18 protein-coding genes are annotated in these 22086 nt (G+C 72.2%); 8 read left to right on the plus strand and 10 right to left on the minus strand.

Annotation, left to right across the window (positions count from 1 at the left end):
* Positions 1–43: 43 nt before the first annotated feature.
* A complete protein-coding gene (locus ACFC79_RS08720) occupies positions 44–1213 on the minus strand; it encodes an acetyl-CoA acetyltransferase (protein ID WP_376236976.1) in 1170 nt (389 codons plus the stop codon).
* Between the two features lie 242 nt (positions 1214–1455).
* On the opposite strand from ACFC79_RS08720, the gene ACFC79_RS08725 reads away from it, so the two are divergent.
* Positions 1456–2745: an acyl-CoA dehydrogenase family protein gene (locus tag ACFC79_RS08725; protein WP_376236979.1), complete on the plus strand. Its 1290-nt coding sequence runs from the start codon at positions 1456–1458 to the stop codon at positions 2743–2745.
* Complete coding sequence (locus tag ACFC79_RS08730; RefSeq protein ID WP_376236982.1) at positions 2742–3248, plus strand: nitroreductase family deazaflavin-dependent oxidoreductase; 507 nt, start codon at positions 2742–2744, stop codon at positions 3246–3248. The genes ACFC79_RS08725 and ACFC79_RS08730 overlap by 4 nt, the downstream gene beginning before the upstream one ends.
* A 501-nt stretch (positions 3249–3749) precedes the next feature.
* Here ACFC79_RS08730 and ACFC79_RS08735 read toward each other — a convergent pair.
* Complete coding sequence (locus ACFC79_RS08735; RefSeq protein ID WP_362618990.1) at positions 3750–4397, minus strand: TetR family transcriptional regulator; 648 nt, start codon at positions 4395–4397, stop codon at positions 3750–3752.
* 404 nt (positions 4398–4801) lie between these two features.
* Between ACFC79_RS08735 and ACFC79_RS08740 the strand changes: the two genes are divergently transcribed.
* Together ACFC79_RS08740 and ACFC79_RS08745 are read left to right on the plus strand one after the other, a co-directional pair.
* A complete protein-coding gene (locus ACFC79_RS08740) occupies positions 4802–5719 on the plus strand; it encodes a VOC family protein (RefSeq protein ID WP_376236986.1) in 918 nt (305 codons plus the stop codon).
* A 163-nt stretch (positions 5720–5882) separates the two neighbouring features.
* Positions 5883–8243: a PQQ-binding-like beta-propeller repeat protein gene (locus tag ACFC79_RS08745; protein ID WP_376237521.1), complete on the plus strand. Its 2361-nt coding sequence runs from the start codon at positions 5883–5885 to the stop codon at positions 8241–8243.
* A 111-nt stretch (positions 8244–8354) separates the two neighbouring features.
* Here ACFC79_RS08745 and ACFC79_RS08750 read toward each other — a convergent pair whose 3' ends face one another.
* The gene (locus ACFC79_RS08750) at positions 8355–9110 is read right to left on the minus strand and encodes a hypothetical protein (RefSeq protein ID WP_376236989.1); all 756 of its coding nucleotides are present in this window, start codon (positions 9108–9110) and stop codon (positions 8355–8357) included.
* A 222-nt stretch (positions 9111–9332) separates the two neighbouring features.
* On the opposite strand from ACFC79_RS08750, the gene ACFC79_RS08755 reads away from it, so the two are divergent.
* Complete coding sequence (locus ACFC79_RS08755; protein ID WP_376236992.1) at positions 9333–9869, plus strand: hypothetical protein; 537 nt, start codon at positions 9333–9335, stop codon at positions 9867–9869.
* 109 nt (positions 9870–9978) lie between these two features.
* On the opposite strand, the gene ACFC79_RS08760 is transcribed toward ACFC79_RS08755, so the two are convergent.
* The 3 genes from ACFC79_RS08760 to ACFC79_RS08770 are packed head-to-tail and all read right to left on the minus strand — an operon-like array spanning position 9979 to position 12433.
* Entirely contained in the window at positions 9979–10752 is a 774-nt protein-coding gene (locus ACFC79_RS08760; protein WP_376236995.1) for an enoyl-CoA hydratase/isomerase family protein, read from the minus strand.
* Positions 10753–10765: 13 nt separating this feature from the next.
* Complete coding sequence (locus tag ACFC79_RS08765; protein ID WP_376236998.1) at positions 10766–11206, minus strand: Zn-ribbon domain-containing OB-fold protein; 441 nt, start codon at positions 11204–11206, stop codon at positions 10766–10768.
* 57 nt (positions 11207–11263) lie between these two features.
* Positions 11264–12433, minus strand: coding sequence for a lipid-transfer protein (locus ACFC79_RS08770; protein WP_376237001.1), 1170 nt, complete (start codon positions 12431–12433; stop codon positions 11264–11266).
* 135 nt (positions 12434–12568) lie between these two features.
* Between ACFC79_RS08770 and ACFC79_RS08775 the strand changes: the two genes are divergently transcribed.
* Positions 12569–14215, plus strand: a complete 1647-nt coding sequence (locus ACFC79_RS08775) for a FadD3 family acyl-CoA ligase (RefSeq protein WP_376237004.1) — start codon at positions 12569–12571, stop codon at positions 14213–14215.
* Positions 14216–14340: 125 nt separating this feature from the next.
* Here ACFC79_RS08775 and ACFC79_RS08780 read toward each other — a convergent pair whose 3' ends face one another.
* Together ACFC79_RS08780 and ACFC79_RS08785 are read right to left on the minus strand one after the other, a co-directional pair.
* Positions 14341–14553, minus strand: coding sequence for a hypothetical protein (locus tag ACFC79_RS08780; RefSeq protein WP_376237007.1), 213 nt, complete (start codon positions 14551–14553; stop codon positions 14341–14343).
* Between the two features lie 229 nt (positions 14554–14782).
* A complete protein-coding gene (locus ACFC79_RS08785) occupies positions 14783–17740 on the minus strand; it encodes a BTAD domain-containing putative transcriptional regulator (protein ID WP_376237010.1) in 2958 nt (985 codons plus the stop codon).
* 256 nt (positions 17741–17996) lie between these two features.
* On the opposite strand from ACFC79_RS08785, the gene ACFC79_RS08790 reads away from it, so the two are divergent.
* The gene (locus ACFC79_RS08790; RefSeq protein WP_376237013.1) at positions 17997–19226 is read left to right on the plus strand and encodes an amidohydrolase family protein; all 1230 of its coding nucleotides are present in this window, start codon (positions 17997–17999) and stop codon (positions 19224–19226) included.
* 128 nt (positions 19227–19354) lie between these two features.
* On the opposite strand, the gene ACFC79_RS08795 is transcribed toward ACFC79_RS08790, so the two are convergent.
* Together ACFC79_RS08795 and ACFC79_RS08800 are read right to left on the minus strand one after the other, a co-directional pair.
* Entirely contained in the window at positions 19355–20182 is an 828-nt protein-coding gene (locus ACFC79_RS08795) for a MerR family transcriptional regulator (protein ID WP_376237016.1), read from the minus strand.
* A 257-nt stretch (positions 20183–20439) separates the two neighbouring features.
* A complete protein-coding gene (locus ACFC79_RS08800; RefSeq protein ID WP_003967102.1) occupies positions 20440–20643 on the minus strand; it encodes a cold-shock protein in 204 nt (67 codons plus the stop codon).
* 453 nt (positions 20644–21096) lie between these two features.
* Here ACFC79_RS08800 and ACFC79_RS08805 point away from each other — a divergent pair, with 453 nt between their 5' ends.
* Positions 21097–21975 (plus strand): menaquinone biosynthetic enzyme MqnA/MqnD family protein, encoded by an 879-nt coding sequence (locus tag ACFC79_RS08805; protein WP_376237019.1) that lies wholly within the window; start codon positions 21097–21099, stop codon positions 21973–21975.
* Positions 21976–22086 lie beyond the last annotated feature (111 nt).

A 22086-nucleotide genomic window follows, 5' to 3' on the forward strand; every position in this document is an offset into this window, starting at 1 on the left:
CGGCCCCGGCCCCGGCTCGCGGCCCCGGCCCCGGCACCCGACGTCAGCCCCGCCCCAGCACCACCGTTCCCGACGAACAGAACCAGCCGCCCGTCCCCGACGCCACCGCCAGCTCCGGCAGTCCGCCGCCCGGTCTGCGCACCTGGCGCGCACCGGCCTCGCCACGCAACTGCCGTACCGCCTCCACCAGCAGGAACAGCCCGCGCATTCCGGGGTGGCAGGCGGACAGCCCGCCGCCGTCCGTGTTGACCGGCAACTCGCCCGTCAGCCCGGTCCGGCCCTTCTCGACGAACGCGCCGCCCTCGCCCTTCGCGCAGAAGCCCAGGTCCTCCAGCGTCACCAGTGTCATGTACGTGAACGCGTCGTAGATCTCGGCGAGGTCGATGTCCGAGGGCCGCACTCCGGCCCGCTCGAACGCCAGTCGGCCCGAGACCGCCGCGGGGGAGACCGTGAAGTCCTCCCACTCGGACATGGCCGAGTGCGAGACGTGCTCGCCGGTGCCGAGCACCCACACCGGTGCCTTCGCCGTGTCCGGCACGCGGTCCTCGGCGGCCAGCAGCACGGCGCAGCCGCCGTCACTGCGGATGCAGCAGTGCAGCTTGGTGAACGGGTCCGCGATCATCGGCCCCGACAGCACGTCGTCCACGGTGATCGGGTCGCGGAACATGGCGTCCGGGTTGGCCGCGGCGTTCGCCCTGGCGCGGACCGCGATCTCGGCGAGCTGCTCCGGGGTCGTCCCGTACTCGTGCATGTGACGCCGGGCCGCCATCGCGTACTTGGCGATCAGCGAGTGCCCGTACGGCACCTCGAACTGAAGCGGTCCGCGCGCCCCGAAGGAGAGATTGGACGTCCGGCGGCCCGCCCGGATGTCCGCACGCGCCGTCGACCCGTACACCAGCAGTACGGCATCGGCGTGACCGGCGGCGATGGCGTCCGCCGCGTGCGCCGCCATCACCTCCCAGGTCGAGCCGCCGACCGCGGTGGAGTCCATCCAGGTCGGCTTCAGCCCCAGGTACTCGGCGATCTCGACCGGAGCCAGCGTGCCGAGCCCGGCCGAGGCGAAACCGTCGACGACGGACCGGTCCAGGCCCGAATCGGCGAGTGCCCGACGGGCGGCCTGGGCGTGCAACGCGTATGGCGTGGAGTCGTCGACGCGTCCGCAGTCGGCGAGGGATATGCCGACGACAGCGACCTTGCGGTGGGAAGAAGGCATGAATCTGACGGTACATCAGATTCATGTCGGGCGGGCCGTCGGGCGAGTCGTCCAATGAGGCCGGACGGTTGTTGAACGAGGCCGGACGGGCCGTCGGGCAAGTCGTCGGGAGGGCTGCCGGGGCGGTTGTCGCGCAGGCTGTCGAGGTGTGTGCGCGACCCTGGGCATCTTCGCGGCCGGCGCCTAATATGACGGGCCGTCAGGTCAGTGGCTCCAGGCCCCTGCGCGGAAGGAACCCGACGATGGACGCAGCCTTCACCCCGGAGCAGGACGAGATCCGCCGAACTCTGCGCGCACTGCTCACCGAGCGCGCCGGATCCGACGACGTCCGGAGCGCCGTGGGGACCGCCGACGGTTACGACGCGGCCCTCTGGCGCCGGCTCGCCCGGGACATCGGCCTGCCCGGACTCGCCCTCCCGGAGGAGTACGGGGGTGTGGGCTGCGGCCTCACCGAACTCGCCGTCGCCTGCGAGGAGACCGGCCGCGCGCTGCTGCCGTCACCGCTGATCGCCACCGCAGCCCTCGCCGCACCCCTGATCGCCGCACTCGGCACCGACACCCAGCGCGGCGCGCTGCTGCCGCGCATCGCCGCCGGTGGCCTCACCGCGACCCTTGCCGTCCCCGGCCCCTCGCTCGCCACCGCGCTCGGCCTCACCGCCGATCCCACCGGCGGCGCCTGGGCGGGGGGCGGCCGGGCGGGCGGCATACAGGCGAGGCCGGACGCCGACGGGGAGGGCTGGCGGCTGTACGGGGAGGCCGTTCAGGTCCTCGACGGGCACAGCGCGGAACTTCTCCTGGTCGCCGCCCACACCGGCGGTTTCCCGCGCAGCCGTACCCTCCTCTTCCTGGTGCGCCCGGACGCGGCGGCCGGTGTCGTCCGCACCCGCCGCACCTCTCTGGACGAGACCCGCCCGCTGGCCCGTGTCGAACTGCGCGACACCGGGGCCGAACTGCTCGGCGCGGACGTGGGCGCGGACGTGACCGGGGCACTCGCCTCGATGGGCCCCCCGGTCGCCGCCCTGCTCGCGGCGGAGGCGGTGGGAGCGGCGGCGAGCGCGCTGGAGCGGACCGTCCGTCACGTCGGGACGCGGGAGCAGTTCGGCCGGGCGATCGGCTCCTTCCAAGCGGTGAAGCACCGCCTCGCGGATCTGTACGTGCGGGTGCAGGCGGCCCGTTCCGCCGCCTACTACGCGGCCTGGGACCCGGCCGCCGCCGGGGGGATCGCCCTCGCCCAGGCCCTGGAGGCGCTGCGGATCACCGCCGCCGAGGCCGTCCAGCTGCACGGCGGGATCGGTTTCACCTGGGAACACGAGGCGCACCTGTACTTCAAACGGGCCGCCGCCGGTGAACTCCTCTTCGGGCCCGTCCACCGGCTCCGCGACCATGCCGCGCAACTGGCCGGGCTCTTCGCGCCGCCGGAGGGCCCCGGTTCACCCGATGGCCGGTCGTCCGGTAGTCGGCCGGTCGAGGGCGGGTCGGCCGGGGCCCGGCGGTCCGCCCCGGCCTCGGCCGGACGGGTGGCCGTCCGGTGACGCGCGGACGTCGGCTGGTCGAGAAGGTCTCCGCCACCCGCGCCTTCGCGAAGGTCGCTCCGCATGTCGTCCCCGCGATGGACCGGACGGTGCATCGGATCACCCGCGGCAGGGTGCTGCTCAGCGCCCGGATGCTGCCGGGGCTGATCCTCACGGTGCCGGGTGCGAGGAGTGGGAGTCCGCGAACCACTCCGCTGGCCTGCATGCCGGAGGACGGGGCGGCCCACAGCTGGATCCTGGTCGGCAGCAACTTCGGCCGTGCGGGGCATCCGGCCTGGACCGCGAACCTGCTGGCAGGCCCGGACAAGGCCGTCGTCAACTGGAACGGTCGGGACATTCCGGTACGCGCCACGCTGCTGAAGGGCGCGGAACGGGAGGCGGCCTGGCGGGCGGCGCTGAAGTTCTGGCCCCCGTACGCCTCCTACCAGGCGAGGGTCGAGCGGGAGATCCGGCTCTTCCGACTGGAACGTCTGGCGGGGCCGGGCGGCGTGGCCGCGGACTGACCGGGGCGGACGGGGTCGGCAGGAATTGGGCAGGAATCCGTCATGGGAACGGGGAACCGCGAAGCCGTGGTGGCCCACGAGGGACGTGGCGGTGCACGAGGGCGCCGGGATCCCGTAAGAGACGTGGGGAGCCGCGAGAGGTGCCGAGGGGTCGCAAGAGACGAGAGAAGCCGCGAGAGGTGCGGGGATCCGCAGGAGACGTGGGGATCCGAGAGGGCGACGGAGGCCCATGGGCTGTGCGGGTGTGGGTGTGGGTGTGCGGGGGCAGGTGCGGATGCGGCGACGCGGCGGTGGGGGGAGGCGGCAGTGCGCTGTGCCGGGCGTCGGTGCCGGGTGCCGCGTTCGGGGGGTGCGGTGAGTGCGGAAAGGGGCGGCGAACGGGTCCGGGTGCGCCGACGGCGGACCACGTGCGTGGTCCGCCGTCGGCGAGACAGGACCTGGGGCGCCCGGAACGACCGGCCGGTGCCCAGTGCGGGGAGTGAGGGAAACCCGGTGCCGGTGCTACCTCGTCGGCTTCTTGCCGGTGATGCCCAGATGCACCAACAGGGCGAGATTCGGCTTGAGTTCGGCTTGCTTCACGCCCCAGGTCGTGAAGCCCTTCTGATGTGAGGCGACGGCGGCCAGCATGGCGACCAGCGAGCCCGCCATCGCGGCGGCGCTGACGTCCTTGTCGACCTTGCCGCGCGCCTGGAGGTCCTTCACCGATTCCGTGAGGGAGTTGGTGACCGAATTCAGGATCTTCATGCGGATCTTGTAGAAGCGTTTGTCGCCCTCGGCCGCGCCGAGGTCGACCACGCGCAGGATCGCGTCATGATGTCGCCAGAAGTCGAGGAATCCCTCGACGAGTTCTTCGGCGGTCTGCCAGCCGGCCTTGCCGACCCAGGAGCGGCCTGCGACCAGTTCGGTCAACCCGGCACCCTCCTTGGCCATCTCCTCGGCGATTTCGAGGACCGCGCCCTCGACGTCGGGGAAGTATTGGTAGAAGGTCGCGGGTGAAGTCCCCGCCCTACGGGCGACGTCGATGACTTTGACGTCCCGGTACGGCGAGGAACTGAGCATCTCGCTGAGGCAGTCGAGCAGCTTCTGCCGCGTCGCCTGTCCGCGTCGGCCGGCCACGCGGCCGTCGACGGTGCGTACTTGTCCTGTCATGCCGTCAGCTTACCGAGGGGTGATCCGAGCGCGATTCGGCCGACTGCAAATGGGGCTCACCGCAGATCGGACGGGAGGGTGGCCGGATATCGACGTACCGGCCCCACGAGGGGTGCGGCAGCCCGGGGCCTACGGAGAGATAAGTGTTATCAACAGCCTGTGGATAACTTCCGTGGATAACTTTTCGCGATGTCGTGAGCATGAGGCTCCGGTGTCGAAACTAAGTTCGAATCCAGTCTTCCGGGGGTAGTCGGGGCGCGATATGCCCCACCCCCGGTTACGTTGGCTGCGTGTGACGAACGTCACCGACCGGGGTCATGGTGCGCCGGAGGAGCGAACGGGACGGTCCGCGGACGGCTGCGGGCGGGCTCGGGCACGAACTGTCGACGGAAGGACCCGGGCCCATGGCCGCATTCGCGCGATTCGCGCCGTGCTGGGTGGATGTGCAGCTGCCCGACCTCGAAGCCGGCAAGCGCTTCTACGGTGAGCTGTTCGGCTGGACCTTCCGGGCGGGCGGGGGCGCGTATGCCGACGCGCTGAGCGGTGGGAAGCTGGTCGCCGCCCTCGCCGCCAAGCAGGACGGCCGGATGCCCACCGCCTGGGGCGTCTACTTCGGCACCGACGACATCGCCACGACCGTCGCCCGGATCAGGGAGGCGGGCGGCACGGTGATCACCGAACCCGTACCGGCCGGCAGTGCCGGGATCGTTGCCCAGGCGGCCGACCCCGGCGGCGCGGTGTTCGGGCTCTGGCAGGCGGGCGACCGCGAGGGCTTCCAGAAGCAGAACGAACCCGCCTCCTTCTGCTGGACCGAGGTCTACACCCGGCAGAAGGACCGCGTCGACACCTTCTACGAGGAGGTCTTCGGCTTCCAGGGCACCGACCTGTACGTCTCGGGCGAGCCCGGCACGGTCGCCGACCGCGACACCGTCGACCGCGGCTCGGCCGGAAACGACTCGGCGGCGCCCGACTCGCCCGACCGCGGCCCGGCCGGGCCCGGTACCGCGGGGCCGGGGGTCGGCGAGTCCGGTCCCGGCTTCCGCATGTGGTCCCCGGCGGGCACCGAACCGGGGCCCGACACCGCGATCGGTGGACGCGCCGTCCTCACCGATGCCTTCCCCGCAGTGATGCCCAGCCACTTCCTCAGCTACTTCGCCGTCGAGGACTGCAACACCACCGCGGGGCACGCCGTACGCCTCGGCGGGCGCATCACCGCGCCGCCCTTCGACATCCCGCACGGACGGATGGCGGTGCTCCAGGACGATCAGGGCGCCGTGTTCGCCGTACTTCAGCCCCCTGTGTCCGAGAAGCGTCCGGAGTGACCTGTGACACCCCGGTCCGCCCCCGGGTTCGCAACCGGGGGCCCAGCCAGGAACAATCGGGGTGCGCACCGCCGGGTGGTGCCCAGTGGTGAGACGCCGCGCAAGGCGGGTTTTCGCGGGCTTCGGTTCCTGAGGTCCGTACGGGGAGGTGGCAGAGCAAGTGGTGGAGCAGCTGACGCAGCACGACCCGAGGCGGATCGGCCCGTTCGAGGTGCTGGGACGGCTCGGGGCCGGCGGCATGGGGCTGGTCTATCTCGCCCGCTCGGCATCGGGCCGGCGGGTGGCGATCAAGACGGTGCGCACGGAACTCGCCGAGGACCAACTGTTCCGGGTCCGCTTCACCCGTGAGGTGGAGGCGGCCCGCGCCGTCAGCGGCTTCTACACGGCGGCGGTGGTGGACGCCGACCCGCGGGCCGCCGTGCCGTGGCTGGCGACCGCCTATGTGCCCGCGCCCTCGTTGGAAGAGATAGTGAACGAGTGCGGGCCCATGCCCGTGCAGGCGGTGCGCTGGCTGGCCGCCGGGATCGCCGAGGCGCTCCAGTCGATCCACGGTGCCGGGCTCGTCCACCGCGACATGAAGCCGTCGAACGTGCTCGTCGTCGAGGACGGTCCCCGGGTGATCGACTTCGGGATCGCGTCCGGGGTCTCCAACACCCGGTTGACCATGACGAACGTCGCCGTCGGTACGCCCGCGTACATGTCGCCCGAGCAGGCCCGGGACTCGCGCAGCGTCACCGGTGCCAGCGATGTCTTCTCGCTCGGCTCGACGCTGGTCTTCGCCGCCACCGGCCATGCCCCGTTCCACGGCGGCAACCCCGTGGAGACGGTCTTCATGCTGCTGCGCGAGGGGCCGGACCTGGAGGGCCTGCCCGACGAACTGCGGCCGCTGATCGAGTCCTGCATGCAGATGGACGCCTCGCTGCGGCCCACCCCCGCGGATCTCCAGGCCCTGCTCGCCCCGCACCTCTTCGCCGCCGGCGGCGACGACAGCGGTACGGCCTCGGCCTGGCTGCCGTCGGCCGCCACCGCGATGATCGAGCAGCGCCGGGGCGGCCGCAAACCGCCCGCACCCGCCCCGCCTGCTCCGGGCCCGGTGCCCCCGCCGCCCCAGCAGCCGCCCGCCATGGACCCGCACCCCCCGGCCCCCGTGCGGCAGCCCGACGCGGGCGGTCCGGTGCGGCTGCCCGGCGCGCAGGTGCCGATCGGCCCCGGACCGCGTGCCCAGGACGTCCGGGCCGCCGCCACGGCCGCCCCGGACGCCGGATCCGCGACCGGCTGGGTGCGCCCGCCCGCCGGGGTGAACGCCGCGCCCGTCGGGGCCGGGGCGAACGGTGGGGTCCCGCCCGCACCCCTGCCCGCGCCCACGCAAGCCCCCGAGGTCCCGGCCCCGGACCGCTGGCGGCCCTGGCGGTTCCGGATGTCCAACGACGTCTGGGGCACCCCCGTCGTCGCCGGGGACCTCCTCTACGTCACCTCGTTCGAGGTGCACGCCCTGGACATCGGTAACGGGCGCCGCCAGTTCAAGACCCGGGACGTCGCCTGGGTGATGGCCGTCGAGGGTGGACTCATCCACGCCTCCGACGGCCCTTCGCTGTACGCCCTGGACGCCACGACCGGCGCCGAGCGGTGGCGGTTGCAGACCGACGCCTGGGTGTACTCGCTCACGGCGGACCGCGGCACCGTCGTCACCGGCACCCGCGGCGGCGGCGTCCAGGCGTGGGAGGCGTCCACGGGCGAGAAGCTGTGGGAGGCCGGTGGCATGCAGACCGACTTCGAGACGCAGGGCGCCGGGCCCGCGATCCACGACGGCACGGTCTTCCTCTGGCAGGACGCCCGGCTGCGCGCCGTCGACGCCCGTACCGGCATCGAGCGCTGGTCGTACCCCATCGGCGACGCGGCCTCCTGCGGCGGCGTGCCGGTCCGGCTGACCACGGCCCCGGACGGTTTCGTGTACATCAGCGCCGGGGCCCGGGTGCTGGCCGTCGATCTCGTGTCCGGGCACGTCCGCTGGCACTTCGAGTCGCCCGCGGTGTTCCTCTCCCCGCCCGCGTTCGCGCCCGGAAGCGCCGTCACCGGCGGCGGGGTGTACCTCGCCGACTACCTCGGCACGGTGTACGCGCTCGACGCGTCGACCGGCAAGGACCGCTGGCGGATCGCCACGGAGTCCCGGCAGTCGACCGAACCGGTCCTGGTGGCGGCGGGCAACGTGCACGTCGGCAGCGGCAGCGCGCTGTACACGCTCGACGCGGTCACCGGCACCCCGAAGTGGCGGTTCGCGGCGGGCGGCGAGGTGGTGGGCGCCCCGGTGGTCGCCGACGGCCGGGTCCACTTCGGCTCCGCCGACCACGTCCTGTACACCCTGGACGCGGCGGGCGGGCAACTCCGCTGGAAGCTCGCGACGGGCGGCGAGATCACGGGTTCCCCGGTGGCTCAGGGCGGGGTCGTGTACGCGTGCAGCAAGGACCGCTGCGTGTACGCGCTGGACGCGCTGAAGGGCACGGGCACGGGCAACCGGGCACGCTGACGGGCGCGGGCAACCGGGCACGCGCGACAGGGGCCTCGCGCGCCACGGCACGTGCGTCGGGCCCGCGCGCGACAGCACGTGCCACGGGCGTGCGCGACGGACCACCACGTGTCAGGGGCGCGGCGGTCCGTGGGCGCCCGGCCCCTCGGCCGGCCCCTCGCCCGGCCCCTCGCCCGGCCCCTTGCCCGGCCCCTTGCCCGGCCCCTTGCCCGGCCCCTCGCCCGGTCCGTCGTGCGGGTTCTCGTGCGGTCCGGCGTGCGGGCCGTCGTCCGGTCCCGTGTACGGGTTCGGTTCGGGCTCCGGCAAGGTGCTCGTCTGCACGGACGGCCCCGGCTCCTGCGTGGGCGGCCAGGTGTCCGGGCGCTCCGAGCCCGGCGCCGCGTACGGCCGGGTGGGCCCCTGGTGTGCGGGGCCGTGGTCATCGGGCCGGTGCACGCCGTGCGGCTGCCCGGCCCCGTGCCGCCCCGGCATCACGGCCGCGCCCAGCAGGATCAGCACCCCGCCCCCTGCGGCGCACGCCACGCCCCACCGCAGCCCCGAACCGTCGCCCGCGACCGCCAGGCTGCCCAGCGCCTGTCCCTGGCGCACCATCCACAGCACGGTGAACCCGAGCACCGCCGCCCCCGCGACCGCCACCAGCAGGCGCGAGCGCAGCACCACCCCGATCACCGTCAGCAGGGCGGTGAGGAGGAAGAACAGCAGGATCGACCCCCACAGGCCCGGTCGTCCGAACGTGATGCCGGTGAACGGGTCCGCGATGCGGTAGCCCCGTCCGAGGCGGCCGTCGTACCAGTCACGGAAGGGGCTCAGCACGGCGGCCGCGGCTCCGGCGAGGGCGAGGACCGACCCGAGGACGTTGCGGATCATCGTCGGCCTCCTGCGTGCGTGCGGACCGATGGCACGGGCCGGTGTCACGGATCGGCACCGTCCACGGCACCGACGCTACGCCCGCCCTCCGGGGCTCGCCACCGTGCGCTACCGTGACGCGGTTGTTCGAGAAACAACGAGAACGAGGCATGTGACAACTCGCAACGGACAACAGCGCAACGGGAACAGCACAAGAACAACAACACAAGGGGGGCTGCGTCGATGATGCGGCAGCAGGTGAAACTCTCGGCGGTTCTGGTCGTGGTGGTGCTCGCGCTCACCGGCTTCTCCAGTTCCGGTCACGGCAGCAGGAGCGGGAGCGGGGGATCGGGCAGCAGCGGAGGCGGCTGCTCCAACTCCAAGAAGAGCAACGGCAGCTACCACCACAGCGACTACGACGACAACAACGACCACGGATCGTCGAGCAGTTCCTCCGGCGGCACCGACTACGGCACCGATCCGACGCCCACCGCGTCCGACGGCCCCTCCGCGTACGTGTTCCGCTGCGCCCGGCCCGGCAAGGGCAAGCGCAAGGCCGTCACCGCCGCCACCGTCAGGCTCACCTCGAACGCCCTCGGCACGAGCAGATACGACGTCGACGTGACCTTCCTCGACGCGGCCGGCAACACCGTCGACACCGGCGAGGCCGAGGTGCGGGCGAGCGGCGGCGAGACCAAGACCGTCTCCGTGCGGATGGAGCACCCGGGCAAGGTGTCCCGGGTGAAGAACTGCCGGGTCGAGGCGGAACGCAGCTACTGACCCGGGCCGGGCCCAAGGGCCGCCCCGGGTGCCGTTCCCTGCCGAGCGTGCCGTCCGCGGTGCCGGCCCCGGCGGCCCGGCGGGCCGCAGCCCGTCGTGGGCGAGGCCGTCAGCGCAGTCGGAAGCCGGCCCCGCCCCGCCCCCGGAAGAGCCCGGCCTGCCGCTCCGGCGGCAGGTTCCCGAGCGCGATCAGGTGCGGGGCGTGGGCCATGGCCTGCGCCCTCGCCGCCTCCCTCGCCGACCACACCGCACGCACCGTCCCCTGCACCGCCTCCGTCGGGTACCCGGCGACGATCTCCGCCGCGCGCAGCGCCGCCGCCACCGCACCGCCGGGCTCCGTCACCTCGCTCACCAGCCCGGTCTCGTACGCCCGCCGCGCCGTGACCCGTTCCGCCGTCCCCATCAGGGACATCCGGGCCACCTCCCCGAAGGGCATCCGCTGCGCCATGGAGATCGACTCGTAGGCGCTGACCATGCCGTACGTGGTGTGCGGGTCGAAGAACGTCGCCTCCTCGGACGCGATCACGAACTCCGCCTCGCCCAGCAGGTAGAACGCCCCGCCGCAGGCCATCCCCTCCACCGCCGCGATCACCGGTTTCCACAAGTCGTTCGCCTTCGGCCCGATCGCGAGCAGCGGATCGTCGATCGTGAACGGGGACGAGGGCTGCGGCACGTCCACCGACCGGTCGATCCCCGTGCAGAACGCCCGGCCGCCCGCGCCGGTGAGGACCACCGCCCGGACCCCGTCGTCGTGACGGAACTCCCGCCAGGCGACGGACAGCTCGGCGGCCGTCGTCAGATCGATCGCGTTCAGCCGCTCCGGCCGGTCCAGGGTGACGAGCGCGACGCCGGTCTCCTCGTCCCGCTCCGTCCGCAGGGTCATCGCCGCCGTCCCCTCACCGCTCCAGCAGCCAGCGCACCAGGGTGGTCCCGGAACCGTCCGGGCAGAACACCGCCCGCACCGGCGCCCCGATCCGCAGCCGCCCCGGATCGACCGAGTCCAGCGGGGCGTCCGGACCGCTCACCACGTTCCCGACCAGCCGGATCCGCGGGGCCTCGGCCAGCTCGACCACGACGGCGTTGTACGGGGCCTGTGCGGCGTACGCGGGCAGCAGCGGCGGGTGCGGCAGCACGTACGACCAGATCCGGCCGCGCCCGCTCATCGGCCGCCACTCGCTCGCGAACGACCGGCAGTGCGGGCAGCACGGCCGTGGCGGGAAGCGGAGTTCCCCGCAGCCGGCGGCGGCGCACGCCTGGACGCGGAGTTCGCCGCGGGCCGCGTACTCCCAGAAGGGGGCGCCGTCGTCGTCCACGACGGGCGTCAGCAGAGCATCCATCCCGGTCACTTCCTCAACTCCTCGATTTCTCGTTCCCGTCGCCAGGTGCTCAGTTCCTCAGTTCCTCAGCAGCAGGGCGGAGGTGGGGACGCCCTCACCGGCGGTGACCAGGCACGTCGCGGCGTCCGGGACCTGGGCGGTGGAGATGCCGCGGAGCTGTTTCACGCCCTCGTTGATCAGGTTGAAGCCGTGCACGTAGCCCTCGCTGAGCCCGCCGCCCCCGGTGTTGATCGGCAGCCGCCCGCCGCTCTCCAGCGCCCCGCCCTCGGTGAACGCGGCGCCCTCGCCGCGTCCGCAGAAGCCGTAGCCCTCCAGCGAGAGCGGGACGAGCGGGGTGAACGCGTCGTAGATCTGCGCGACGTCCACGTCGCCGGGGCCGAAGTCGGCCTGCTTCCACAACTGCCGGGCGGCCGTCCACGCCGGGCCGGAGAGCGGGTCGTCGTTCCAGTAGTTGACCATGCCGTGGTGCTGGGCGGGCAGTCCCTGTGCGACCGAGTGGACGTAGACGGGCCGGTGCCGGCAGTCGCGGGCCCGTTCCGCGGACACGATGACGCAGGCGAGCGCGCCGTCCGTCTCCAGGCAGTTGTCGAACAGGCAGAGCGGCTCGCTGATCCACCGCGAGGTCATATACATGTCCCGGGTCAGCGGGCGTTCGTACATCACCGCGTCCGGGTTCTGGTTGGCGCGGTTGCGGCAGGCGAGGGCGACGTTGAAGAGATGGTCGCGGGTCGCCCCGTACTCGTGCATGTACCGCCGGGCGAGCATCCCGATCTCGTCGGCGGGCCGCAGCAAGCCGTACGGCCGGGTCCACTGGGCCGGGGTGGGCAGCTGCACCGCCGTGTTCTTCCACGGGCGCGGCCCCGAACCCCGCTTCCGGGACCGCCAGGCCACCCCGACGCCCGCCTGCCCGGTCGCCACCGCGGCGGCCAGATGCGCCACCGTGGCGCAGGAACCCCCGCCCCCGTAGCCCACCTTGCTGAAGAAGGTCACGTCGCCCGCGCCGATCGCCTTGGCGACCTCGACCTCGTCGGTCTCCTCCATCGTGTACGAGGCGAAGGCGTCCACCTCCGAGGCGTCGATCCCGGCGTCGTCGAGCGCCGCGACGATGGCCCGGCAGGCCAAGGTCTTCTCGGACTCCGGCAGTTGTTTCGCGAACGCCGTCTGTCCGATACCGGCTATCGCCGTCCTGTCCTTGAGTGCCGTCACCGCCACCTCCGAGACCGTCATGACCGCTGACAGCGGCTGAGGCTACAGCTAATCTGACGGATAGTCAGCTACTGCGTCGACCGGCTGTCACATCGGACGGCAGCCATGGCGGCCCCGTTCATGGCGCCGGTCGGCCACTGCGCCAGGAGGCGAGCGATGCGCGACGACGGGGAATGGGGCCGCGACGACGGGGAATGGGAGCGCGACGGCGGGGACTGGGGAACCGTCCCGGGGCTGATGCGTGCGGCGGCGCGGCGGTACGGGGAGCGGGAGGCGGTCGTCGAGGGCCGGACCCGGATCTCGTACGCCGAGCTCGGCGAACGCGTCGAGCGGGCCGCCGCCGCGTGCATGGCCTCGGGCGTCGAACCGGGGGACCGGGTCGCGGTGTGGGCCCCGAACACCCTGGACTGGATCGTCTCCGCGCTCGGCGCGGTCACCGCCGGGGCGGTCCTCGTCCCCCTCAACACCCGCTTCAAGGGCACCGAGGCCGCGTACGTCCTGCAACGCAGCCGGGCGAAGCTCCTCTTCGTCACCGGCACCTTCCTCGGCACCTCGTACGTGGCGTCCCTGCGCCGGTCCGACCTGCCGCTGCCGCATCTGGAACGGGTGGTGGTGCTGGCGGACAGCGCCCCCGACGACTACCTCACCTGGAAGGACTTCCTGGCCGCGGGGGAGGGAGTGTCCGCGACGGCGGTCCGGTCCCGGGCCGACGGCATCGCTCCCGGCGACCCCTCCGACATCATCTACACCTCGGGCACCACCGGCCGGCCCAAGGGCGCCGTCATCACCCACGCCCAGACCCTGCGCTGCTACGCGATCTGGAGCGAACTGGCGGGGCTGCGGAAGGACGACCGCTATCTGATCGTGAACCCCTTCTTCCACACCTTCGGCTACAAGGCGGGCGTGCTCGCCTGCCTGATGCGGGGGGCGACGATGATCCCGCAGCCGGTGTTCAACGTGGACACGGTCCTGGCGAACGTCGCCGCCGAACGCGTCTCGGTGCTGCCCGGCCCGCCCACCCTCCACCAGTCCCTGCTCGACCACCCGGCCCGCGCGGCCCACGACCTCTCCGCCCTGCGGCTGGTGGTGACGGGCGCGGCGGTGGTCCCGCTGCGGCTGGTGGAGCGGCTGCGCTCGGAACTCGGCATCGCGACCGTGCTCACCGCGTACGGCCTCTCCGAGGCGAGCGGCATCGTCACCATGTGCCGCCGCGGCGATCCGCCCGAGACGATCGCCTCGACCTCGGGCCGGGCCGTCCCGGGCACCGAGATCCGCGTCCTGGCCGAACCCGGCACCCCCGGCGAGATCCTGGTCCGCGGCTTCCACGTGATGAGCGGCTACTTCGAGGACCCCGGGGCCACGGCCGGGGCGATCACCCCGGACGGCTGGCTCCGCACCGGTGACGTGGGCGTCCTCGACGAGAACGGCAACCTCCGGATCACCGACCGGATCAAGGACATGTTCATCGTCGGCGGCTTCAACGCCTACCCCGCCGAGATCGAGCAGCTCCTCGGCCTGCACCCGGACGTCGCCGACGTGGCCGTGATCGGTGTCCCGGATCCCCGCCTGGGCGAGGTGGGCAGGGCCTACGTGGTCCGCAGGCCGGGCGCCACGTCCACCGCCGACGACCTGATCGCCTGGTCCCGCCGCGAGATGGCGAACTACAAGGTCCCCAGGTCGGTGGAGTTCGTCCCCGTGCTGCCGCGCAACGCGAGCGGCAAGGTGCTGAAGGGGGAGCTCCGGAGGCGCTCGGCGTCCGACGAATCAGGACGCTCCGGGGCCCCAGGCGGGCAGCCCGGGTGACCGGGTGACCGGGCGGCCGCGGTGAGCGGGGCGTCGTCCGCGGCGCGGCGCACGGTCGTGGACATGCGGCGGCCGCGACGGCTCCCCCTCCGCGCCGCCGCGGCCGTTCCCCGTCGGATGAGGCTTCAGGCCGTCTCGGACCCCGCGTGGTTCTCCTGCTGCTTGAGGAGGTCCTTCGGCGTGCTGCCGGCATGGTTCTCCAGGGTCGTGATGTCCTCGCTCACGCTGCCGGCGTGGTTCTCCAGCGGCTTGACGGCGCCGCCGCCGTTGCTCGGGCTGCCTGCGTGGTTCTCCTGCGTGGTCGCGGCACCGGTCTTCGGCTTCAGTGCGTCGCTCATGCCTGTCAACTCCCAGAGATCTTGCTTGCTCGGTCGGCGATGCCCGTCCGGCTGCTCCCCCGTGGGCTGCCGGACGGGCATGTCAGGGCCGTTCACCCTAGCGGTGTGGTCCCCCGTGCGATCCGCCTGCCCCCCGACGCGACGGATCGATGGGGTTAAGACTGACGAGTGGCGATAAACGTTCGATGAACGCCGCCGGATTTCGCCGGTGTTCCACAAGTTCGGTACCTCAGGCGGCGCCGGCCGGGGTGAGGAGGGCCCGGACCTTGTCGGCCTCCGCGGCCCCGAACTGTTCGTGGATGGCCAGTGCTTCCGTCCAGCATGCATGCGCCCGGTCTATCTGACCGAGGCGTTCGAGGGCGTGTCCCAGTGTGATCAGGACATTGCCCCGCATCCATTCGCCTCCGATGACGCGCAGGGCCAGTGCCTGCTCCGCGTGCTGGGCCGCCCGCGCGGGGCGCTTGTCGGCCAAGTGCGCCTCCGCCATCCGGAAATGGGTCGAGCCCTCCCAGAGCCGCTGACGGTTCCCCTGGAACACTCGCAGCGCCTCGTCCAGCTCCTTCAGGGCCTCCGTCGACCTTCCGGCCTGGGTGAGCGCGATGCCCAGCGCGAACCGGCCGTTGGCCGTGCGGAGGCTGAGGCCCATGCCGTCGAAGATGGCCGTGCCCTGCTGGGCCAGCTCGACCGCGCTGTCCGTGCGGTTCATGTTCACGTGGATGCGCGAGAGGTTGCACAGCGCGGATGCCTCGCCGACGAGGTTTCCGTCGGCGTGGTAGTTGTCTATCGCCTCCTGCAGGAACTTCTCGCCCTCCTCGTGTCTCCCCTGGTAGAAGGCGATGATGCCCCGGTCGTTGGGTGCCCAGCAGGCGGGGATCGGGTCCTTGGTGTTCTTGGCCAGATCTCGCGCGTGCCGGGCCTCCTCGTCGGCAAGTGCGAACCGGCCGGACACGAGGTAGACGGTGGACAGCGACACCCGGGCCCGCGCCTCGGAACGGGCGTCGCCCACGGCCATCGCCGCGTCGCGCAGGGCAGCGCCGGTGGTCTCGTACTGACGGGAGTTCGCGCCCGACTCGGCAAGGTCCTTCGCCGCGCAGAGCAGGTCGACGGCACGCTGGAGCATGCCGCTCGGCGCACTCTGATGGGCGCAGGCGAGCAGCGAATCCGCCTCGCTGTAGAGCCAGTCCACCGCCTCGTGCCCGTCGGTGAAGGCGAGCCCCGGATGCTCGGTCGGCTCCAGGTGGTCCACCAGCCGGTCCCCCGGCCGTTCCAGCGCGTACACCCCCGCCGCCGTCGACAGGTAGAAGTCCAGCAGTCGCGAGAGCGCCGCCTCCCGCTCCCGGGGCGGCTGCTCGTCCCGCTCCGCGCAGGAGCGCGCGTACAGGCGCACCAGGTCGTGGTAGCGGTAGCGGCCCGGGGCCGCCGACTCCAGGAGGCTGGTGTCGACCAGGGTCTCCAGGACGTCCTCCGCCGCGTGCACCTCCAGGTCCAGCAGCGCCGCCGCGGCGGCCAGCGAGATGTCCGGGCCGTCGGCAAGGCCCAGCAGGCGGAAGGCGCGGGCCTGGGCGGGTTCGAGCTGCCCGTAGCCGAGCTCGAAGGTGGCCTTCACCGCGAGGTCGCCGGCCTGGAGCTCGTCCAGGCGGCGACGCTCGTCGGCGAGCTTGGCGGCCAGGGCGGTGACCGTCCAGGTGCGCCGGGCGGCCAGCCGGGAGGCGGCGATGCGGATGGCCAGCGGGAGGAAACCGCAGGCGGCGACCACGTCGAGGGCGGCCTCGTGCTCGGTGCCGACCCGCTCCTCGCCCACGATCCGGGTGAAGAGCTGGAGCGCCTCCTCCGGCGACATCACGTCCAGGTCGACCAGGTGGGCGCCGGCCAGGTCGACCAGCCGCACGCGGCTGGTGACCAGTGCGGCGCAGCCCGGCGTGCCGGGGAGCAGGGGGCGGATCTGGGCCGCGTCGTGGGCGTTGTCGAGCAGGACCAGGATGCGGCGGCCGTCGAGTGTCGAGCGGTAGAGCGCGGCGCGCTCGTCCAGCGAGTCGGGGATCGCCGTGTCCGCCGTGCCCAGGGCGCGCAGGAACGCGCCGAGGACCGTCTCCGGCTCCGCGGCCCTGGCCCCCGCGCCCTGGAGGTCCACGTACAACTGCCCGTCCGGGAAGTGCTGGCGTGCCTGGTGGGCGACGTGCACGGCGAGGGTGGTCTTGCCGACACCGCCGATGCCGGCCAGCGCCGACACGGCCATGACCGCGCCCTCCGCGGTCGCCAGCCGGTCTCCCAGTTCCTGCACGAAGACGGCGCGGCCGGTGAAGTCCGGGACGGTGGCCGGGAGCTGGGCGGGACGCACCGGCGCCGGGGCCGGGACCGGTTCGTCGGCCGGGCGGGCCAGCTCCTCGTCGGCCTGCAGGATGCGCTGCTGGAGCTGGGAGAGTTCGGCGCGCGGATCGACCCCGAGCTCGTCGGCGAGCAGCCGACGGGTGTCCGCGTACACCGCGAGCGCCTCCGCCTGTCGGCCGCTGCGGTACAGGGCGATCATGAGGAGTTCCCGCAGTCGTTCGCGCAGCGGGTGCGCGGCGGTGAGCGCGGTCAGCTCGGAGACCGCCTCCGCGTGGCAGCCGAGGTCGAGATCCAGCTCCAGACGCGTCTCGGTGAGCTGGAGCCGCCACTCCTCCAGGCGGGTGCGCTGGTTCTCCGCGTACGGGCCGGGTACGGAGGCCAGGGTCTCGCCGTCCCACAGGCCGAGCGCGTCGCCGAACAGTGTGCGGGCGTGGGTGCGGTCGCCGCCCGCGCGGGCCTTCTCCGCCTCGGCGACGATCTCCTGGGCCACGGCCAGGTCGACGGAGTCCTGCCGGGTGCGGATCGCGTATCCGCCGGCATCGCTGACCAGTGTGCGCGGGTCGAGGATCTTGCGGAGCCGGGAGGCGTACGTGCGCACGGCGGCGAGCGCCTGCGAGGGCGGGTCCTCGCCCCAGATGGCGTCGATGAGTTCGGCGGCGGTGGCCGTGCGTCCGGAGCGAAGGAGCAGCGCGGTCAGCAGGGCGCGTTGTTGCGGCGAACCGGACGGGAGGGCCTCGCCGCCCCGCCAGGCCCGTACCGGGCCGAGGACGGAGAAGCGCAGATCGGTGCCGTCGGCCGGCCGTTGCCCAGGAGCGCGTTGCTCCGGAACATGCACGCGCGGCCCGTTGTCACGGTCCATTGCTGCCCCCTGCCCTGCTCGCCCCGCCGATCGTGCCGATGTGCTGTTCGTCCGGAAGCCCGCCGCCCATGTTCCGGCCGGGTGGCGCCTATCCGGATTGCTCCGTACCGCTGGTATCGCGCTCAACAGTTTGCCTTGTCATGGCCGCAGTCGTCAGCAACGGGTGGCCCTCTGCACAAGCCCTCGACAACGATCGCAGAACGGGGCCCGGTCCGGATAGCTGACGGTTCGTCAGATCGGCGCTACCGTGGTGGGCATGGAGACCTTCCCGAAGATCATCTCGGTGGACGACCACACGGTGGAGCCCGCTCATGTCTGGCGGGACCGGCTCCCGTCGAAGTACCTCGACCGCGGCCCCCGGATCGTCCGCGCACCGCTGAAGGAAATGACCTTCATGGGTGGAAAGTTCGCTCCCGTGATGGGTGCCAAAGGTGACGAGGGGCCGATCGGCGACTGGTGGGTGTACGAGGACCTGCACCGTCCACTCACCCGTCTCGACACGGCGGTCGGCTACGACAGGGACGAGATCAAGCTGGAGATCATCACGTACGAGCAGATGCGTCCCGGTTCGTTCTCGGTCCCCGAGCGGCTCGCCGACATGGACGTCAATCACGTCCAGTCCGCCCTCTGTTTCCCCACCTTCCCCCGTTTCTGCGGACAGACCTTCACCGAAGCGAAGGACCGGGAACTGGGGCTGCTCGGGGTGCGCGCCTACAACGACTGGATGGTGGAGGAGTGGTGCGGTCCCGAGGCGCGGGGCCGGCTCATCCCGCTCACCCTGATCCCGCTCTGGGACGCCGAACTCGCCGCGGCCGAGGTCCGGCGCAACGCGGCACGCGGTGTGCGCGCGGTGGCGTTCTCCGAAATACCTCCGCATCTCGGCCTGCCATCGATTCATACGGACGAGTGGGATCCGTTCCTGCGGGCCTGTGACGAGACGGGGACGGTGATCGCGATGCACATCGGCTCGTCCTCGAAGATGCCCTCCACCTCGGCCGACGCGCCGCCCGCCGTCGGCTCCACCATCACCTTCGCCAACTGCTGCTTCTCGATGGTCGACTGGTTGATGAGCGGCAAGTTCGAGCGGTTCCCGAACCTCCGGATCATGTACGCGGAGGGACAGATCGGCTGGATCCCGTACATCCTGGAACGCGCCGATGTGGTCTGGGAGGAGAACCGGGCCTGGGGCGGCGTCGCCGACAAGGTCCACCGCCCGCCGTCGGAACTGTTCGCCGAGCACATCCACGGCTGCTTCTTCGACGACGCCTTCGGGCTCCGGAACCTGGACGCGATCGGCGTCGGCAATGTCCTGTACGAGACGGACTACCCGCACTCCGATTCCACCTGGCCGAAGTCGCGCGAGGTCGGCGAGGCGCAGATGGGACATCTGGACGCCGACGTGGTGGACCGGATCGTCCGCCGCAACGCCATCGACCTGCTCGGACTGACCGACGACGGGCTGTGGGCGGGGCCCGGAGGACGGTGACGATCCCGTACACGGCGGGCAGGAGGGGCAGAGGGGGAGAGGGGAACGCGGCCTCCGGCGACTCCGGGGCCGCGCTCCCCGGGATTCCCTGTGACGGCGACGCGTCGCACGAACCGCGGGCGGGGTCGTCAGACCCGGGCGACCGGCTCCTGGAGTTCGGTCACCCAGGCGTCCCGGTCCTCCGGGCACTCCAGGTTGATCTCCCGGGCGTATCCGGTGGACCGGTAGCCGTTGGCGTCGATCCAGCGGGCGAGGGTCTGGGCCGTCGGCAGTACGTCGTCCATCGCCCCCCGGTGGACGACGGTCGCCGCCTCGATCGCGGGCAGTTCCACCACCATGACGCCGGTGTCGCCGAGCGGGCCCACGGGGGCGGAGACCGTCACCCCGGCGTGGACGACGACCGCGCCGTCGCCGTCGGGGACGCCCTCGTAGTGCGCGACGCCCGGCCCGCTCGGACGGACCCCCACCGCGTCCAGCAGGGGGAAGAGCCGTTCGTACAGCGGCCCGATCACCGGAGCGATGTCCCCCGGCTCGAAGCCGACCGCGACTCCGGTCAACTCGGCCACCCGCATCACGGGCACGTTCCGTACCACCACATCGTCCATGGACATGTGTCCCTCGCTCTCGATCGACCGGAGCCTCGCCTCGACCCGCACCAGCCGTGCGGTGGCTGCCGCCACGGCCTCCTCCAGTTCCGCCCGCCGCAGCCGCAGCATCCCGCGCAGCTCCTCCGGTCCCACCTGCTCGTCGAGGACGGCATGCACCTGCTGAAGCGTGAAGCCGAGGTCCTTGAGCGCGATGATGCGGTTGAGCCGGGCGAGCTGAGCGGCCCCGTAGAAGCGGTATCCGGTGGCGGGGTCGGTGCGGTCGGGGCGCAGGAGCCCGATGGCGTCGTAGTGGCGCAGCATCCGGGCCGACACGCGCCCGTACCGGGCGAAGTCTCCGATGGTGAACATGATGCTCCCAGTGCAGGCCCTCACACGAGGTCAAGGTCAAGTGGCGGTTTCCCACCGGCTCGGCCGGGCCTGCGGGAGAAGGCGCGCGGGGGAAGACATGCCGGGGAAGACATGCTGGAGATGGCGCGCGGGAGAAGGCGCGCGAACGAAAAAGCGCCCGGAAAAGGCAGGAGCCCCGTTCTCCCTCCGCCGGGACGGAAGAAGGAACGGGACTCCTTCGGTACTGCTAGTCGGCCGCGATCGGCCGACCCGGGCAACTAGGCCGGGGTGACGTTCTCAGCCTGCGGACCCTTGGGGCCCTGAGTGACGTCGAAGTTCACGACCTGGTTCTCCTCGAGGGAGCGGAACCCGGACGCGTTGATCGCGGAGTAGTGGACGAAGACATCCGGGCCGCCGCCGTCCTGGGCGATGAAGCCGAAGCCCTTTTCAGCGTTGAACCACTTGACGGTTCCGGTAGCCATAAGCCCTCCTTGGGCCAAAGGGTTGCCCTGCTCCAGAACCTGCAAAGAAGTCTGAAAACTACAAAAGCCTGCGGGTCACATGCTCCGCAGGCTCTGTACTGCAAGGGAAACCAAACTGCAACTTGCGTCGAGCCTAGCACGCAGCGTGTAGGGAAGGGTAGAGGGAAAGATCACTTCACCCGGATGTTTCATTGCCCCGCGGATGAGCTGACGAAGTACGCGTCCGAGAGGCGGCGCGGAGGTGTCCGGCGGGCTCCTTCGGGGGCAACTCCGAGAGGCGCGGAAGAGGCTTCGGCGCCCATGGGGTCGGTGACGATACCGGCATACGGCCCGGGGAGCCGGCTCCCTATTGCTCCCCATTGCTCCCCGGGCCGATGGACCGGCAGAGGGGATCGGGTGATGCCGCGCGCACCCGGTGCCGTCCGTGCGATACCACAGGTCTAGCCTCGCGATGTGGACAATTCAACCGTTTCAAGCCTCGCCGGCGACGGCCGTCGCAGCCGGCCGCGCGTCGGCCACATCCAGTTCCTGAACTGCCTTCCCCTCTACTGGGGGCTGGCGAGGACCGGAACCCTGCTCGACCTGGAGCTCTCGAAGGACACCCCGGAGAAGCTCAGCGAGCAGCTGGTCGGGGGCGATCTGGACATCGGTCCGGTCACGCTCGTCGAGTTCCTCCGCAACGCGGACGACCTCGTCGCCTTCCCGGACATCGCGGTGGGGTGCGACGGGCCGGTCATGTCGTGCGTGATCGTGTCCCAGGTGCCGCTGGAGCAGCTGGACCGGGCCCGGGTGGCCCTCGGGTCGACCTCGCGCACCTCCGTGCGGCTGGCCCAGTTGCTGCTGGCCGAGCGGTACCGGGTGAGTCCGGACTACTACACCTGCCCGCCGGACCTCGGCCTGATGATGCAGGAGGCCGACGCCGCCGTGCTCATCGGCGATGCCGCCCTGCGGGCCAATCTCCACGACGCACCCCGGCTCGGCCTCCAGGTCCACGACCTGGGGCAGATGTGGAAGGAGTGGACCGGGCTGCCGTTCGTCTTCGCGGTCTGGGCGGCCCGCAAGGACTTCCTGGCGGCCGAGCCCCACCAGGTGGGCAAGGTGCACGAGGCGTTCCTGGCCTCGCGGGACCTCTCCCTGGAGGAGGTCACCAAGGTCGCGGAGCAGGCGGCACGCTGGGAGTCGTTCGACGCGGAGGTGCTGGAGCGGTACTTCACGACCCTGGACTTCCGCTTCGGCCCGGACCAGTTGGCGGGCGTGCGGGAGTTCGCGCGGCGGGTCGGCCCGACGACCGGCTTCCCGGCGGACGTGAAGGTCGAGCTGCTCGGCGGCTGAGGCCGGGACGGTCGTCGGGGCGGAAGCGGGCCCGGCGGGACGGGGTGGAGCGGGCCCGGCGGGACGGCACGGGGCGTGGCGCCGCGGGGTGAGGAGGGCGCCGCGGGGATC

Source organism: Streptomyces sp. NPDC056061 (assembly GCF_042266885.1).
Lineage (GTDB): Bacteria > Actinomycetota > Actinomycetes > Streptomycetales > Streptomycetaceae > Streptomyces.